This window comes from Lysobacter sp. Soil_N_23 (assembly GCF_057656135.1).
The window spans coordinates 113,700-129,584 of sequence record NZ_JBDGKY010000009.1; the positions used below are offsets into that span (position 1 = coordinate 113,700).

Below are 15,885 nucleotides of genomic sequence, written 5' to 3' on the forward strand. Positions count from 1 at the left end.
GGCAGCGGTCTGCGACGGTTTCGCCGGTCGCCGCATCCAGACCAGTGACATGCCACTGAACCCCATTCCCGCCAGCGCGCCCGCCCCCTGCCCTTCGAGCCCGGCGACGGCGGCCCCGCGCAGCAGTTTCGCCATCGACGTGCCCGACGCACTGCTGGCGCGGGCGCGGGCCGGCGACCGCTCGGCGTTCGAGCAGATCTACCGCTGGTTCGAGCGGCCGGTGTTCAACCTGGCGTTGCGGATCCTCGGCGGCGCCTACGCCGGTGACCGCGAAGAAGCGGCCGAGGTGCTGCAGGAAACGATGCTCAAGGTCTACGGCAAGCTCGGCGAGTTCCGCGGCAACGGCAGCCCGTTCTGGGGCTGGCTGCGGCAGATCGCGGTCAACGAGGCGTTGATGCGGCTGCGCAGCCAGCGTCGCCACGTCCACGACGTGCCGCTGGACGGCGACGACCTGGTGACGGACCCGGGTCCATTGCCGACCGCCGCCGCCGATGCCGCGGCGCTGGGCCGCGCCCTCGCCCAGTTGCCCACCACCACCCGCAGCGTGTTGTGGCTTTACCACGCCGAGGGCTACACCCACGAGGAGATCGCGGCGCTGATGCAGCGCACGGCAAGCTTCTCCAAGTCGCAGTTGGCACGCGGCGGACGCCGCCTGCGCGAGCTGCTCGAACCCGATCAAGCTGGAATGAACCAGGAGAAGGCACATGCCTGATGCCGACCGCCCCCGGATCCCGACGCCTGGCGACTGGAACGAAGCCTTCGCCGCGCTGCCGATCGAATCGCCCGGCAACGACGGCTGGCAGCGACTGACCCGCGCCCTCGATGGTGCCGCAGTGGACGCGACCGCCCGCCCCCATCCTTCGATGCGCCGTCGTAACCGCTGGCCGCTATGGCTTGCCGCCGCTGCCGCCGTGTCCGCGGTGGCGCTGGTGCCGCTGCTGCGCCACGACGATGCACCGGTGTCGACGGGACCTGCGCGAATCGCCGCTGCACCGGCTGCGTCGACACCGACGCCGGCAACGACCGACGTCGCCACGCCTTCGCCCGGCTCGACCGCCATGCCCGAAGTGGCCGTCGCCACGACGCAACCGGTCGAGCGCAACGTCGCGCGGCGCAAGCCTGCCGGCACGCCCACACGCAAGCCGGCCCCGGTGGCCTCACCGCTTCCGGGTCGCAACGACAATGCCACCCGTGTCGCCAGCACCGATGCCACCACGACGACGCCCGACCCGACCGCATCCGTGCTCGCCGACCGTGCCGCCGCGATCCAGTCACTGCAGGCCGAGTCGGCGCAGTTGGAGGCACTCGTCGCCCTCGCCCGCGATGCGCGCGTGTCCTCGGCCAGCGGCGCGGCGCTGGGCGTCGAACTCGACGAACGCATCGGCCGCATCGATGCCTCGCTGTCGCAACCGGGCCTGGCCGACAACGAACGCGCCGTCCTGTGGCAGCAGCGCGTGGCGACGATGCGCGCACTGGCCGAAGTTGAAACCACCCAGCGCTGGCTCGTCACCCGTGGCGAGCGCTACGACGGTGCGCTGGTCAGCGTCGACTGACTCTCATCCCTTCCATTGCAGGACCCTCAGCCATGACGTCGACCCATTCCATGAATTCCCGCACCAGCCAGCGCGCGCAGCCACGCGGGAAGGCGATGTTCAAACCCACCTTGCTGGCAGCATCGATTGGCCTGTCAATTGGCCTGCTGTTCGCATTCGTCGCGACCGCGCAGACCGCCGGCACCAGCGCCGCCGATGCCGCCAAGGCGAAGGAACTGGCGGCGGCCCGCGAGGATCTCAGGCAGGCCGCCAAGCGCGTGGCCGAGCTGTCGGGCGGGTATGACGTTGCACGACAGATGAACCTCGAGCGCCGCTTCGAGCAGCGGCCGGTGATCGGCGTGGTGCTGGCACCGGAGGCCAAGTCCGGCGTGCGCATCGCCGCGGTCACGCCCGACAGCGCGGCGGCCAAGGCCGGCCTGCGCAGCGGCGACCTGCTGACCACCATCAATGGCAAGCCGCTCGCCGGCAAGGACAGCGACCAGCGCCTGACGGCCGCACGCGCCCAGCTCGGCGATCTGGATACGCAGAAGGCGATCACGCTCGGCTACGAACGCGATGGCAAGACGGCTTCGACGAAGGTCACCCCGCAGATCGGCGATCGCGTGTGGCTGATGCGCGATGGCAACGGCGCCATGTTCGCCGGGCGCGGCGAAGGAATGGACGGCCCGCTGATGTGGGCGCCCGACGGCGAAGGCGCCCAGCCGCGACCGATGCCGCTGCCTTTGATCTCGCCGGAGGTTCGCACCGAGATCATCCGGATGGGACCGATGGGCGACTGCAAAGGCGAGGACTGTCGCCTGCCGCTGCTGGCCGAGACGTTCCGTTGGAGCGGATTGAACCTGGCCGCCGTCGACGGCCAGCTGGGCCGCTATTTCGGCACCGACCACGGCGTGCTGGTGGTGAGCACCGGCCCCGAACTCGATGGCCTGCAGGCCGGCGACGTGATCCAGCGCATCGACGGCAAGGACGTGAAGACGCCGCGCGAAGCCATGATGGCGTTGCGCGACAAACCGGCCGACAGCAAGGTCGGCGTGACCTACCTGCGCGACCGCAAGAGCGCCACCGCGCAGATCACCGTGCCCAGGACCGCGATGCTGCGCCTGCCGCCGGTGCCACCGGCACCGCCTGCGCCGCCCGCTGCGCCGAAGGCACCGACTGCGCCGAAGCCGCCGGCACCGCCGGCACCGCCGCAGGCACTGGAGATGCCGGCGCCGCCCGCACCACCGGTGCCCCCCGTACCGCCGACGCCAACGACTTTCTCAGTGCTGCTGTAAAAAGAGGTTTTCGCACGGTTGCCACGTTCCTCACAAGTGTCAGCGAAGCACGGGGAGCAACGTCCATGGGTTCCCGCCTTCGCGGGAATGACGAGCCTCAGAGCAACGTCGCTGGGTCCCCGCCTTCGCGGGGATGACGGTCTTCGGGGGATGACGGTCTTCGGGGGATGACGGTCTTCGGGGGATGATGACGGTCTTGCAGCGACGGTGGGAGCCCCTCTCCCGCTTGCGGGAGAGGGGTTGGGGTGAGGGCCACCGAAGACCATGCAACGAATTGCCTGAGCGTCGTCCGCAGACGCAAGCCTCAACGCCGCATCACATCGACGCCGGCTCGACCCACTTCTTGAACACCGCGTCGATCTTCGCGTCGCCGACCTTCTTGCCCTCCTCCAGCTGCGAGGCCTGTTCGAACAGCGGCATGATCATCGCCATGCCGTCGATCCTGGTCTTCAGGTGCACGCCCGGCGCCTTGCCGAGGAAACCGTCCCAGCGTGCCCGCACCTTGGCCCAGTAGCCATTGGTCGCGTCCCAGTACTTGTATGCGGGAGCGAAGGCGACCTCGGTGGTCTTCTGGTAGTCGTTGAAGCCGAACTCGCGGGCCAGCTCGACCTGCGTGCCGTCGGGCTTGCGCAGCACCTTGGTATTGAACTGCTCGTGGGTCCAGCCCATCGGCGTAAGCGTGTGGCGGTTGATCGCGCTGATGGCGTTGTAATCGCTGCGCTTGGTGTACTCGCGACGCGGCAGCGGACGCCAGCTCAGGTCGCTGGTCCACGTGGCCACGCCATTGTCGTAAGTCCATGCGCCGGTACCGCAGTAGCGCGGCGCGTCGCTGACCTCGTACACGCACTGGGTCCAGGCGCCGCGGGTCAGTTCGGCCGGGACCGGGCGCACCTGCCAGGTCTGCTCGGCGGTGAACTCGAAGCGCGTGGCCGCTTCGTACGACCAGTCCTGGCGCCAGTGCTTGGTGACGTGGCCGCTTTTCTCGTCCACCAGGATGTGCTGCAACACGACCCTGGTCGGCGTGTCCTCGACCACGATCACGACCTCGTTGCCACCGCTGCGCATCGCCGGATGGCGCTCGTAACCTGGCTGCAGCAGCACGGTCTCGTCGAACGCGAAGTCGACGATGTACTCGCCCTTCATCGCCAGGATCGAAGCGCGGTCACGCGCGGTGTCGGTTGCGGCCGGCGCGGCGATGACCTGCATCGGCACGACGGAAAGGACGGAAAGCAGAAGCAGTTGCGGGCGCATGTTCATGGCTGGCTCTTGGTGACGTTGAAAGGAATTGCCTAGCGCGTGCTGCATCACCAGCTCACACTCAGGCTGACGCCGACGTTGCGGCCCGGACTGGTGTAGCGGTCGAGCACGGTGCTGGCCGCCAGCTGCTGGCTGGCGAGCGTGCCGGCCTCCCAGTACTTGCGGTCGGCGAGGTTGAACACGCCGGCATTGAACTCGGCGCCAGGCGCGAAGGCCCAGTGGCCGAGCAGATCGAACACACCGTAACCCGGCGTCTCGAAGCGGCCGGCGACCGGCAGCTCGTCGTCGCGACCGGCGAAGCGCCCAGCCAGTTCGACGCCCCAGGTGTCACGGTCGTAGGCCACGCCCAGTGTCGCCCGAAGCGGATCGATCGACTCCAGCGGCGTGCCGGTGTCGCGATCCTCGCCCTTCGACCAGGCTGCCGATCCGCGCAGCGACCATCCCGCCAGTGCCTCGGACAGCGCGCCCAGGTCGACGCCGGCGCGTGCTTCGGCACCGTAGATCTCGGCGTTGGCGATGTTCTGCGACTGGAAGACGGTCAATCCCTGGGCGTTCTTGCCGGTGTCGCGCAGCGACTCGATGAAGTCGTCGTAGCGGTTGTAGTAGGTGGAGAACTCGGCGAACACGGCCTCATTGGAGAAGCGCACGCCGAACTCGACGCCATCGCTGGTTTCCGGCTTGAGATCCAGATTTGGAATGGCGGTGTAGCCGAACTGCAGGTTGGTGAAGCCCAGGTTGACGTCGTTATACGGAGGCGCGCGGAAGCCATGCTGGTAGCCGCCGAACAGCGACCAGTCCTGGGTGAAGTGCCAGACCGCGCCGAGCTTTGGCGAAACGCTGGTCTCGGTCATGTCGACCACGCCCAGGCCCGGGTTGTCAGCGGAATAGATCGGATCGATCTCGGAGTCGAGGTCGAAGTGGTCCACGCGCAGCGCCGGGATCAGGCGGAAGTCGCCGTCGGCAAACGAAATCTCGTCCTGCACATAGAGCGCGGCCAACGTGGTGGTGCTGGTCGGGAAATCGCGCACCGGAAACACGTCGGGCAGGATCGAGTTGCTGACCGCACCGGTGGTCAGGTTGATCGAGCGGCCGTCGCGCTTCTGCCGGAACTCGGTTTCGGTCAGGTCCAGGCCGTAGGTCAGGCTGTGCTCGACGCTGCCGCTGCTGACGTCCTTGTGCAGCACGGCCTCGGCCCCGACCAGGCGCTGGTCGAAGTTGAACTCGCGTTCTCGGCGCGTCGGGTTGGTCACAAGGCCGGTGCTGCCGATGGTCTCGCGCAGTTCGAAGGTCTTCTGGGTGGTCTCGCTGTCCTGGCGATAGACCTGCCACTGCAGGGAATCGACCAGCACCGATTCGATCGAGTCGACTTCATGCGCGAACGACACGCGGGCGCGCGTCTGCTTGTCGTCACCGAGCAGCGAGCTGGTGCGCGTGCGCGGCGTGGTCGGTGGCGAGCCCGGCGGCAGCGCCGCCAGCACGCGCGAGGTCAGCACGTCGGTGTCGACCTGGTCTTCATTGCCTTCGACGGTGAGCTTGAAGCGCTGGTTCTCGCTCGGTGCGAACACCAGCTTGGTCAGCAGGCTGCGACCGTCGTAGTCCTGCGGATTGGCAGCGGTGCGACTGGCGCCCTCGCTGCGGTCTTCACCCATGCTCTCCGTTTCCTGGCCCTGGTGATGGTTGAGCGTCACCAGGCCCGACCAGCGGTCACCGCCGAAGGCAGCGGTCGCGGCGCCGAACAGGCCGTTGTCTTCGCCCTCGTAGCCGAGCTTGAAGCCAAAGTAGGCGTCCTTGCCCTCCTCCAGGTAATCGGAGGGATCCTTGGTTGCGAACGCGACCACGCCGCCCAGTGCATCGGAGCCATACAGCGCGCTGCCCGGGCCGCGCAGGACTTCGACGCGCTTGAGCGTGTCGAGGTCGACGAAGTTGCGGTTGGCGGTGGAGAAGCTGCCGATCGAGAACGCGTCCGGCACGGCGATGCCGTCGGTCTCGATACGCACGCGGTTGCCGCCCAGGCCACGGATGCGGATGTCGCCCAGGCCGAAGCGGCCTGTGCCGGTGGTGACGGTGATGCCCGGCTCGTAGCGGAACAGGTCCTTGAGGTTGCGCACCAGTTCGCGATCCATCTGTTCGCGGTCGATGGCGGTGACCACCGACGGCACGTCGTCGAGCGCGCGCTCGGTGCGCGTGGCGGTGACGACGATGCGGTCGAACTCGTTGGCTGCCGCGGCCGCGGCAGCAGCACCGGTCGTTGACTGCGAATCGGCGGCAGCGCTGTCGGCGGCACGGACGTGGGCTGGCAGTGCCAGCATCAGGGCAACGGCGAAGGTACTGGGAACGGGATGCATGGACGGGCTCGAGTGGATGTCGAGGCGTGCTGGCAGCCGTTCTTGCGGCGAGCTTGCGGGCCTTGGAGAGAGACGTTGAATGGAGAGCGGCAGCCATCCTGGCGGTCCGCCTTCGCGTTGCCACCCTCCCCAGGGCAGCACGCGGTCGACACGAGGTCGATTGGCGCGCCCGGGTTCCCGGGCGCAACGTTCGGTGGGTTGGGTTGGATTACTTGGTCAGGATCAGCTTGTCGTTGCGCGTGTGGCGCAGGCGATAGACCTCGTCGCCGTGGCGGATCAGGACTTCACGGCCGCCGCGCAGGAGGTCGTCGCTTTCGACCAGCGAGGCGGACAGGGTCAGGCCCGGAGCGGCGAGTGCGATCGGCGGGACGAGGGGCGCGGAACGGTCGGAACGTGGCTTGAGCTGCAGCAGTGGTTGGCGCAGAGACATGTTCGTGGCTCGGTCGGGGTGACGCGAGTAATGATAATGATTCTCATTACTGCGTCAACACCCGGGCCCCGCCCGTTGGTCGGCTCAGCGCACCGCGGCTTCGACCCGCTGCCAGTCGCTTTCCTGCAGGCGCTGCGCCAGCTCCAGCGCCTCCAGGTTCTGCAGCAACTGCTCGGGACGGCTCGCGCCGAGGATGACGCTCGACACATGCGGATTGCGCAGGCACCAGGCGATGGCCAGCGGCGCCGGTGCCACACCCAGCTCGCCGGCGAGTTCGACGAACCGGCGCGCGCGCTCGATCCGCCCTTCGTTCTCGCCCAGCACGCTTCGCTGCAGCCAGCCCAGGCCCTCACGGCCCAGGCGCGCTTCGGTCGGCACGCCGGCGTTGTACTTGCCGGTCAGCACGCCCGACGCCAGCGGCGACCAGGTGGTGGTGCCCAGGCCAACCTCGGCATACAGCGGCGCGTATTCGAGTTCGACGCGCTCGCGGTGCAACAGGTTGTATTGCGGCTGTTCCATGGTCGGCGCAGCCAGGTGCTGGGCGCGGGCGATCTTGTGGGCCTCGCGGATCTGCGCCGCGGTCCACTCCGAGGTGCCCCAGTAGAGGACCTTGCCCTGGCTGATCAGCGAATCCATTGCTCGCACGGTTTCCTCGATCGGCGTGTCCGGATCGGGGCGGTGGCAGTAATAGAGATCGAGATAGTCGACGCGCAGGCGCTTGAGGGCGGCATGGCAGGCATCGGTGACGTGCTTGCGCGACAGTCCCCGCTGCGTCGGCCGCGGCTCGGCGACGGAGCCGAAGAAGACCTTGCTGGACACACAGAAGCCATCGCGCGGCAGGCGCAGGTCGGCGATCACGTCGCCCATCACCTTCTCCGCCTCGCCGTTGGCGTAGGTCTCGGCGTTGTCGAAGAAATTGATGCCGTTGTCCCAGGCGGCGGCGACCAGGTCGCGAGCGGTCGAGCGGCCGATCTGCGAACCGAAGGTGAGCCAGGCACCGAAGGACAACGCCGACAGTTGCAGGCCGGAGGAACCGAGGCGGCGGTATTGCATGAGGGAGGCTCCTGGGACGAGGCGTTCAGTTTAGCGACGTGTCCGCCCGGCGATGGCATCTGTACAATGCGCGCCATCCCTCCTCCGGGGAGTAGCCCACCGGCGCCCGTCAGCGACTGACGATCCGCCGGGACCTGCGTCAACACACTTGGCCCAACGGCCATGGCGCAGGAGCGGCAGCCAGCCGGCACACGCCGGCGAGCGACCACGGGCAAGACCGAAGGCAGGCGTCACGCGAGCAACTGGCATATGCCGGGTCGGGCCGCGTGGCGTTTGCCTTTCGCGTCCACGCGGAAGCCCGACCTCCGGAGTCTCCATGGATCACTTCACACTGGGTAACGTCCCTTTGATGACCGCTGCCGTCTCGACCGGCACCGTCGCGCTTGCCGAAATCGGCGACAAGACCCAACTGCTGGCGCTGCTGCTCGCCGCGCGCTTCCGCAAGCCTTGGCCGATCGTCGCCGGCATCCTCGTCGCGACCCTGCTCAACCATGCCCTCGCCGCCTGGTTCGGCACCCTGGTCGCGCAATGGCTCAATCCCGAGGTGCTGCGCTGGGTGGTGGCGATCAGCTTCCTCGCGGTGGCCGTGTGGACGCTCAAGCCCGACAAGCTCGACGACGAGGACAGCGCCCTGCCCGCGCGCAGCGCCTTTGTCGCCACCACGATCGCCTTCTTCCTGGCCGAGATCGGCGACAAGACCCAGGTCGCGACTGTGCTGCTTGCGGCCAGGTACCAGCCGTTCTGGGAAGTGGTCGCCGGCACCACGCTGGGCATGCTGGTGGCGAACGTGCCGGTGGTGCTGCTGGGCAGTCGCCTGGCCGACCGCCTGCCGCTGAAGACCGCCCGCACCGTCGCCGCGATCGTGTTCCTGGCGCTGGCGGCGTGGGTCGGCCTGCGCGGCCTCGGCTGACCGACCGGTAGGAGCGAGCTTGCTCGCGATGGGCGGGTCCGACCCGGAAGCGGCAATCGCGAGCAAGCTCGCTCCTACAATTCGGGCGGGGCTGCGCGTTATGCTCGGCCCGGGCATCCAGGGGACACCGATGCACATCACCGGCGGTAGGGTCCGCGAGGTCGTCACTTCGCTGCTGGCGCGACCGGACGAAATCATGCTCGAGATCGGCGCCGGCGGCGAACTGCTGGTGGCACGCCTGCGCGCGGCCCTCGCAGCGATGCTGCTGCTATTGCCGCTGGCCAACGCGCTCGGCGGCGGCGGCATCAACGAGACCATGATCGGCCTCGGTGGCGCCCTGGTCGTCAACATCTTCGCCCAGCTGTGGCTGGCGTTGGCCCGGCGCCGCCGCCTGTTCCGCTGGCTGCCCTTCGCTTCGTCCGCCTTCGACGTCACCGCAACCACGCTGGTGCTGGTCGCGCTGGCGGCCAACCACCTGCCGGCCGGGCTCAACAGCCTGATCGTCTGGTGCGGTTACGTCCTGGCGATCCTGCTGACGGCGCTGCGCAGCGACGGTCGTGTCGCCATGTTCGCCGGCACCCTGGCGTGCGGCCAGTATGCGCTGCTGGTGCTGGCGGTGTTCGCCCTGGCCAGTTCACCCGAGCAACTGCTGTCGAGCGATTACGGTTCGGTCACCCTCGGCAGCCAGGCCCAGCGACTGGTGCTGCTGATGATGTTCACCCTGATCACCGCCATGGTGGTCTACCGCATGCAGCGCCTGGTGGAGCTGTCGGGCACCGACGGCCTGACCCGCCTGCCCAACCGCACCTGGCTGCTGCACCGGGTGCCGCGCCTGTTCGACAGTGTCCGCCACGACGGCGACAGCCTGACCCTGGCGCTGATCGACCTGGATCACTTCAAGCGCATCAACGACGCCCACGGCCACCACGCTGGCGACCGCGCCCTGCGCCACGTCGTGGCGGTGCTGCGCGAGCTGGCCGAGCCGGGCGAATGGCTGGTGCGGATCGGTGGCGAGGAATTCGTGCTGCTGTTGCGCAAACCCATCGGCACGGCCTGGGAGCGGGTGGACGCGATCCGCCGGGCCTTGGGCGAGCGGCCGTTCCAGCCCGAGCGCGGCGCCGACGCGATGCCGTTGAGCTTCAGTGCCGGCCTGGCAGGGTTTCCGCACGAGGGTTCGGACCTGTCACGGTTGCTGCGCCGGGCCGACGGCCGGCTGCAGCAGGCGAAGCTGCAGGGGCGCAACAAGGTGGTGGCGCGGGACGGCTGAGTCCACGCCTCCGCCCCTCTCCCACAGGGGCAGAGGGGCCGGGGTAAACTACGCCGCGCCGCCGCTGCGGCGGGCCTATAACGACAACGACGCGCTGCCGACTGCCGGTCGCCTGGGGAGAACTGAGTGGAAGCAATTGCGCGCGTGGCATTTGGCCTGTTCGGCCTGTCTGTACTGATCGGCATTGCCTGGTTGTTCTCCACCAACAAGCGCCGGGTCGACTGGAAGCTGGTCGCCACCGGCGTGTCGCTGCAGATCGCATTCGCCGCCGTCGTGCTGCTGATGCCCGGTGGCCGCGAGGCGTTCGACGCCATCGGCCACGGCTTCGTCAAGGTGCTCAGCTTCGTCGGCGAAGGCTCGAAGTTCATCTTCGGCAGCCTGATGGACACGTCGACCTATGGCTTCATCTTCGCCTTCCAGGTGCTGCCGACGATCATCTTCTTCGCCGCGCTGATGGGCGTGCTCTACCACCTGGGCGTGATGCAGGCGGTGGTGCGGGCGATGGCCTGGGCGATCACCAAGGTCATGCGCGTGTCGGGCGCGGAAACCACCAGCGTCTGCGCCAGCGTCTTCATCGGCCAGACCGAGGCGCCGCTGACCGTGCGCCCGTACATCCCGAAGATGACCGAGTCGGAGCTGATCACGATGATGATCGGCGGCATGGCCCACATCGCCGGCGGCGTGCTCGCCGCCTACGTCGGCATGCTCGGGGGTGGCGATCCGGAACAGCAGGCGTTCTATGCCAAGCACCTGCTGGCGGCATCGATCATGGCCGCGCCGGCGACGCTGGTGATCGCCAAGATCCTGGTGCCCGAGACCGGCGAGCCGCTGACCCGCGGCACGGTCAAGATGGAAGTGGAAAAAACCACTGCCAACATCATCGACGCCGCCGCCGCCGGTGCCGGCGACGGCCTGCGCCTGGCGCTGAATATCGGCGCGATGCTGCTGGCCTTCATCGCCCTGATCGCGCTGATCAACTGGCCGCTGACCTGGCTGGGCGATGTCACCGGCATTGCCGCGGCGATCGGCAAGCCGACCGACCTGGCGACGATCTTCGGCTACGTGCTGGCGCCGCTGGCCTGGGTGATCGGCACGCCGTGGGCGGATGCGCCGATCGTCGGCAGCCTGATCGGGCAGAAGGTGGTGATCAACGAATTCGTCGCCTACCTGCAGCTGGCCGACATCGTCAACGGCAAGGTCGCCGGCGTCGCGCTGAGCGAACAGGGTCGCCTGGTCGCAACCTACGCGCTGTGCGGCTTCGCCAACTTCAGTTCGATCGCGATCCAGATCGGCGGCATCGGCGGACTGGCACCGGAGCGTCGCCAGGACCTGGCCCGCTTGGGCCTGCGCGCGGTACTCGGCGGTTCGATCGCGACCTTCATGACCGCGACCATCGCCGGCGTGCTCACCTGGTTCAGCTGAGCCCGGCGCAGGCATGAGCGACAGCGCGCGCGTGGTGGTGGTCGGCTCGTTCAACGTCGACCACGTGTGGACGGTGGCGACGCTGCCACGGCCCGGCGAGACCCTCGCCGGGCACTACCGCACCGGGCCCGGCGGCAAGGGCTTCAACCAGGCCACGGCCGCCGCGCGCGCCGGCGCGAAGACCAGTTTCGTCTGCGCGCTCGGCGACGATCTCGGCGGCCAGCTCGCGCATGCACTGGCCGTTGCCGACGACATCGACCTGCATGACCTTCCCAGCCATGCGCCTACAGGTACCGCCGGCATCTATGTCGATCAGGCGGGACGCAATTCGATCGTCATCGGGCCCGGCGCCAACGCCGAGCTGTCGGCCGATTTCGTCAGCCAGCAGGCAAGCACCATTGCCCTGGCACAGGTCGTGCTGGCGCAGCTGGAATCACCCGAGGCCGCCGTCGAGGCAGCGTTCGCCGCGGCGCGCGCTGCCGGCGTGATGACCGTGCTGAACCCGGCGCCGGCCGACGCCCAGGCGCCGACGTCGCTGCTGTCGCTGTCGGATGTGATCACGCCGAACGAAACCGAGTTCTGCTCACAGCTCGGCCGCCACACGACTCAACAGGTCGATGCCGCCACGCTGGCCACGCAGGACGATGACACCCTGCACGCACTGTGCCGGCGCCTGCTGCCACACGGCACGGTGGTGATCACGCTCGGCGCGGCCGGTTGTTTCGTCTCGCACGCCGACCCGTACCTGCGCAACGACGCGCGCAGCCATTACCGCGTCGCCGCGGCGACGGTGCAGCCGATCGACACCACCGGTGCCGGCGACGCCTTCAACGGCGCCCTCGCCGCCTCTCTGGCCCGTCGCGGCGACGCGGCCTTCGCCGACCACGTGCACTTCGCCAATCGCTATGCCGGCCTGTCGACCGAGCGCGCAGGCGCGGCCGCGGCGATGCCGCACGAGGCCGAGCTGCGGGCGCGCTTCGGCGTCTGAATGTCGGCCCTGTAGGAGCGAGCTTGCTCGCGAACCCGCAATCGAGGGGCCGAAGAGCGATCGCGAGCAAGCTCGCTCCTACATATGGGCAACCCGTCGGGCCGCCCCTGTAAAACGAGAATGGTTCGCATTACCATATGCGCCTGATTCGTCGTCCGGACCCCCTCCCCCATGCTTCGTCGCCACCTCCTCGCCAGCGCCCTGCTGGCTGTCCTTGCCGCGCCTGTTGCCCACGCCGACGATGCCGTCGACATCGACCGCGTCACCGTGTCGGCCAGCACCAGCCGCATCCCCGATTCCGATGCCGCGCTGCCCAACACCATCACCGTGATCGACCAGAAGCAGCTGCAGCAGCAGCTGGCGCTGACCCAGGACATCTCGCAGGTACTGGCCAACCTGATCCCGTCGTTCTCGCCCTCGCGGCAGAAGCTGACCAACGGCGGCGAGACCCTGCGCGGCCGCAAGCCGCTGTACCTGGTCGACGGCGTGCCGCAATCGACGCCGCTGCGCGAAGGCGGCCGTGACGGCCACACCATCGACCCGGCGATGATCGAGCGCATCGAGGTCATCCACGGCGCCAATGCGCTGCAGGGCCTGGGTGCGTCCGGCGGCATCATCAACATCATCACCAAGCGCGCGCCGCGCCAGGACGGCGAGACGTTCCAGGACGTCAACGTCGCCGCCAGCAGCGCCCTGCCGCACGAGAGCGACAGCACGGGTTACCGCGCCTCGTACGTGTTGGGCACGCGAAGTGGCGCGTTCGACTTCGTCGGCGGCGCCTCCTATGCCAGCGAAGGCCTGTACTACGACGGCGATGGCAACGCGATCGCCGTCAACGACGTCCAGGGCGACCTGATGGACGCGCAGTCGTGGAACCTGTTCGCCAAGGGCGGCTGGAACATCAACGAAGAGCAGCGCCTGCAGCTGACCGTCAACCATTACGAGCTGCAGGGCAACAACGACTACGCCACCGTCAATGGCAACATCGTCACCGGCCTGCTGGCGACCTCGATCCGCGGCGAGAAGGAAGGCGATGGTCCGCGCAACCGCTCGACCTCGCTGAACCTGGACTACACCGACAAGGCGATGGCCGGCGGTTACTTCCAGGCGCAGCTGTACTGGGTCGACTTCGAGGCACTGTACGGCGGCAGCGACTGGGGCGATTTCTGGGGCGACGGCCGCGATCCGAACTGGTTCGACCAGTCGCAGAACGTGTCCGAGAAGCTCGGCGGCAAGTTCAGCTGGTCGCGCGGCGACCTGTTCGGCCTGCGCCTGCGCGTGACCACCGGCCTCGACCTGGCCCGCGACACCACCCATCAGGAACTGGTCGTCAGCGGCCTCGACTGGGTGCCCGAGACCAGCTACGAATCGGTGTCGCCGTTCGTGCAGGCCGAATGGTGGGTCGCCGACCGGGTCATGCTCAGCGGCGGCCTGCGCTACGAGCGCGGCAAGCTCAAGGTCGACGACTTCACCACCATTCCGTCCAACAACGGCGGCCAGTTCGTCGAGGGCGGATCGCCGACGACCAGCGAAGTGCTGCCCAACTTCGGCGCGGTCTGGGAAGTCACCGACGCGCTCAAGCTCTACGCCTCGTATTCGGAAGGCTACAGCGTCGCCGACATCGGTCGCGTCCTGCGCGGCATCAGCACGCCCGGCCAGCGCGTGGACACGCTGGTCGACCTGTCGCCGGTGATCGCCGACAACCAGGAAATCGGCGTCGACTACGACGACGGCCGCTGGCTCGCGCACCTGGCCTTCTACCGGTCCGACTCAGACCTGGGCTCGCGACTGGCCTTCGACCAGGGCAGCCAGAGCTACAACGTCGTGCGCGAACGCACCGAGATCGAAGGCATCGAGGCCAACGTCGCCTGGCAGTTCAGCGAGACCACGCGCGTCGGCCTCGGCTACGCCCAGACCGACGGTCGCTACGACAGCAACGGCGACGACCGCGTCGACAGCGACCTGCCCGGCATCAACGTCAGCCCCGACCGCATCACCGCGTTCTGGGACCAGGACTGGACGCCGGGCATCGCCACGCGCCTGCAGGCCAGCCAGTCGCTCGATCGCGAGTTCGACCTGCGCGGCGTCGAGGTCGCCGATTTCGACGGCTACACCACGGTCGACCTGCAGACCCGCTTCCAGCTGCCGCTGGGCCAGCTCAACGTCGGCATCGAGAACCTGTTCGGCGAGCAGTACGTGACCTATTACTCGCAGAGCACGCCGCGCAACGACACCTACGTCGCCGGTCGCGGCCGCGTGCTGACCCTGAGCTGGGCCAATCGCTTCTGATGAGCGGCTCCGCGCCACGACCGTATTCGCGCCGCCTGCGGGCGGTGCTGTCGTGGCTGCACCTGTGGATCGGTCTCAGCGTCGGTGCCGTGTTCGCGCTGGTGGCGCTGACCGGCACCGTGCTGGTGTTCCACACCGACCTGTTGCGCCTGCAGCACCCGCAGCTGGCGCAGCACTCCGCGGTTGCCGATGGCAGGGTGCTGGCCGCCCTGGTCGAACGCTGGAGTCCCGAAGGCCTGCGCTCGCTCGACCTCCCGCATGAGGATCTGCCGGTCTGGCAGGGGTTCTTCGAGGACGGCCACCGCGCCTACTTCGCGCCCGAGGACGGCGCGCTGCTGCTCTACCGCAGCCATGAAGACGACGTGCTGATGTGGCTGCACGACTGGCACACCCATTTGCTCGGCGGCGAGACCGGCGAGGAAGTGCTCGGCGTGTTCGGCTGGATCGCACTGGGCCTGATCGTGACCGGGCTGTACCTGTGGTGGCCTCGACGCGGCCAATGGCTGGCGCACCTGAAGATGCACTCGGGCCCGCCGGTGCGACGCTGGCTGAGCTGGCACCGCAGCAGTGGCGCATTGCTGTTTCCGCTGCTGTTGCTGGCGACGCTGACCGGCGTTGGCATGGTGTACTCGAAGGGATTCCAGTCGGTGCTGGTGGGAGCGTTTGGCGGCGACACGGTCAAGCCGCCCAAGCTGACCGGTGATGGCGCGGTCGACTGGCCGCGAGTCCTGCGTCAGGCCGATGCCGCATTGCCGCGTGCGCGGCTCAGCCGGGTCTCGGTGCCCAAGGCCGGTGACGGCGTGGTCTCGTTCCGCGCACGTGCCGACGGCGAATGGCATCCGGTCGGGCGCAGCACGATTGCTATCGCCAAAGCCGGCGCGGGCGTGCTGCAGGTGAACGATGCCACCGCCAATCGGCTGGGCATGCGCATGAGCCAGGCGATCTTTCCGCTGCATGTCGGTGCGGTGGGCGGCAGCGTGATGAAGTGGGCGACGGCGGTGGTTGGCTTGCTGCCGATGTTCCTGCTGGTGACCGGGTTCCTGTTCTGGCGGCGGCGGCGCGGGCATCGCTGATACCCCCTCCCGCTACAATGCCCG

13 protein-coding genes are annotated in these 15,885 nt (G+C 68.4%); 9 read left to right on the forward strand and 4 right to left on the reverse strand.

Annotated elements, in window-relative coordinates; translation table 11 throughout:
• The first annotated feature begins 49 nt into the window (after positions 1-49).
• From AC3A3X_RS09025 to AC3A3X_RS09035, 3 genes are read left to right on the forward strand one after another with little or no spacing between them, the layout of a single operon-like run.
• The gene (locus AC3A3X_RS09025; protein ID WP_487582689.1) at positions 50-712 is read left to right on the forward strand and encodes an RNA polymerase sigma factor; all 663 of its coding nucleotides are present in this window, start codon (positions 50-52) and stop codon (positions 710-712) included.
• Positions 705-1,553, forward strand: coding sequence for a hypothetical protein (locus AC3A3X_RS09030; RefSeq protein WP_487582690.1), 849 nt, complete (start codon positions 705-707; stop codon positions 1,551-1,553). The genes AC3A3X_RS09025 and AC3A3X_RS09030 overlap by 8 nt, the downstream gene beginning before the upstream one ends.
• A 50-nt stretch (positions 1,554-1,603) precedes the next feature.
• Complete coding sequence (locus tag AC3A3X_RS09035) at positions 1,604-2,827, forward strand: PDZ domain-containing protein (protein WP_487582691.1); 1,224 nt, start codon at positions 1,604-1,606, stop codon at positions 2,825-2,827.
• A 315-nt stretch (positions 2,828-3,142) separates the two neighbouring features.
• On the opposite strand, the gene AC3A3X_RS09040 is transcribed toward AC3A3X_RS09035, so the two are convergent.
• The 4 genes from AC3A3X_RS09040 to AC3A3X_RS09055 form a co-directional block, all read right to left on the reverse strand.
• Complete coding sequence (locus tag AC3A3X_RS09040) at positions 3,143-4,033, reverse strand: DUF6607 family protein (RefSeq protein ID WP_487582720.1); 891 nt, start codon at positions 4,031-4,033, stop codon at positions 3,143-3,145.
• Positions 4,034-4,131: 98 nt separating this feature from the next.
• Positions 4,132-6,429, reverse strand: coding sequence for a TonB-dependent hemoglobin/transferrin/lactoferrin family receptor (locus AC3A3X_RS09045; RefSeq protein ID WP_487582692.1), 2,298 nt, complete (start codon positions 6,427-6,429; stop codon positions 4,132-4,134).
• Positions 6,430-6,637: 208 nt separating this feature from the next.
• Positions 6,638-6,859 carry a hemin uptake protein HemP gene (gene hemP, locus AC3A3X_RS09050; protein WP_487582693.1) on the reverse strand — a complete coding sequence of 74 codons (222 nt, stop codon included), beginning with the start codon at positions 6,857-6,859 and terminating at the stop codon, positions 6,638-6,640.
• An 84-nt stretch (positions 6,860-6,943) separates the two neighbouring features.
• Positions 6,944-7,912 (reverse strand): potassium channel beta subunit family protein, encoded by a 969-nt coding sequence (locus AC3A3X_RS09055; RefSeq protein WP_487582694.1) that lies wholly within the window; start codon positions 7,910-7,912, stop codon positions 6,944-6,946.
• 349 nt (positions 7,913-8,261) lie between these two features.
• Here AC3A3X_RS09055 and AC3A3X_RS09060 point away from each other — a divergent pair, with 349 nt between their 5' ends.
• From AC3A3X_RS09060 to AC3A3X_RS09085, 6 genes are all read left to right on the forward strand, one after another.
• A complete protein-coding gene (locus AC3A3X_RS09060; RefSeq protein WP_487582695.1) occupies positions 8,262-8,822 on the forward strand; it encodes a TMEM165/GDT1 family protein in 561 nt (186 codons plus the stop codon).
• A 130-nt stretch (positions 8,823-8,952) separates the two neighbouring features.
• Complete coding sequence (locus AC3A3X_RS09065; protein ID WP_487582696.1) at positions 8,953-10,089, forward strand: GGDEF domain-containing protein; 1,137 nt, start codon at positions 8,953-8,955, stop codon at positions 10,087-10,089.
• A gap of 126 nt (positions 10,090-10,215) precedes the next feature.
• Positions 10,216-11,511 (forward strand): NupC/NupG family nucleoside CNT transporter, encoded by a 1,296-nt coding sequence (locus AC3A3X_RS09070; protein WP_487582697.1) that lies wholly within the window; start codon positions 10,216-10,218, stop codon positions 11,509-11,511.
• Positions 11,512-11,524: 13 nt separating this feature from the next.
• On the forward strand, positions 11,525-12,499 hold the full coding sequence (locus tag AC3A3X_RS09075; RefSeq protein ID WP_487582698.1) for a ribokinase: 975 nt from the start codon (positions 11,525-11,527) through the stop codon (positions 12,497-12,499).
• Between the two features lie 171 nt (positions 12,500-12,670).
• A complete protein-coding gene (locus AC3A3X_RS09080) occupies positions 12,671-14,788 on the forward strand; it encodes a TonB-dependent receptor (protein ID WP_487582699.1) in 2,118 nt (705 codons plus the stop codon).
• Complete coding sequence (locus AC3A3X_RS09085; RefSeq protein WP_487582700.1) at positions 14,788-15,861, forward strand: PepSY-associated TM helix domain-containing protein; 1,074 nt, start codon at positions 14,788-14,790, stop codon at positions 15,859-15,861. Before AC3A3X_RS09080 ends, AC3A3X_RS09085 begins: the two co-directional genes overlap by 1 nt.
• The last annotated feature ends 24 nt before the right edge of the window (positions 15,862-15,885 follow it).

Coding starts and splice junctions, on each gene's coding strand:
- AC3A3X_RS09025 (WP_487582689.1), top strand. CDS start 50: ATGCCACTGAACCCCATTCCCGCCAGCGCGCCCGCCCCCTGCCCTTCG.
- AC3A3X_RS09030 (WP_487582690.1), top strand. CDS start 705: ATGCCTGATGCCGACCGCCCCCGGATCCCGACGCCTGGCGACTGGAAC.
- AC3A3X_RS09035 (WP_487582691.1), top strand. CDS start 1,604: ATGAATTCCCGCACCAGCCAGCGCGCGCAGCCACGCGGGAAGGCGATG.
- AC3A3X_RS09040 (WP_487582720.1), bottom strand. CDS start 4,033: ATGCAGGTCATCGCCGCGCCGGCCGCAACCGACACCGCGCGTGACCGC.
- AC3A3X_RS09045 (WP_487582692.1), bottom strand. CDS start 6,429: ATGCATCCCGTTCCCAGTACCTTCGCCGTTGCCCTGATGCTGGCACTG.
- hemP (WP_487582693.1), bottom strand. CDS start 6,859: ATGTCTCTGCGCCAACCACTGCTGCAGCTCAAGCCACGTTCCGACCGT.
- AC3A3X_RS09055 (WP_487582694.1), bottom strand. CDS start 7,912: ATGCAATACCGCCGCCTCGGTTCCTCCGGCCTGCAACTGTCGGCGTTG.
- AC3A3X_RS09060 (WP_487582695.1), top strand. CDS start 8,262: ATGACCGCTGCCGTCTCGACCGGCACCGTCGCGCTTGCCGAAATCGGC.
- AC3A3X_RS09065 (WP_487582696.1), top strand. CDS start 8,953: ATGCACATCACCGGCGGTAGGGTCCGCGAGGTCGTCACTTCGCTGCTG.
- AC3A3X_RS09075 (WP_487582698.1), top strand. CDS start 11,525: ATGAGCGACAGCGCGCGCGTGGTGGTGGTCGGCTCGTTCAACGTCGAC.
- AC3A3X_RS09080 (WP_487582699.1), top strand. CDS start 12,671: ATGCTTCGTCGCCACCTCCTCGCCAGCGCCCTGCTGGCTGTCCTTGCC.
- AC3A3X_RS09085 (WP_487582700.1), top strand. CDS start 14,788: ATGAGCGGCTCCGCGCCACGACCGTATTCGCGCCGCCTGCGGGCGGTG.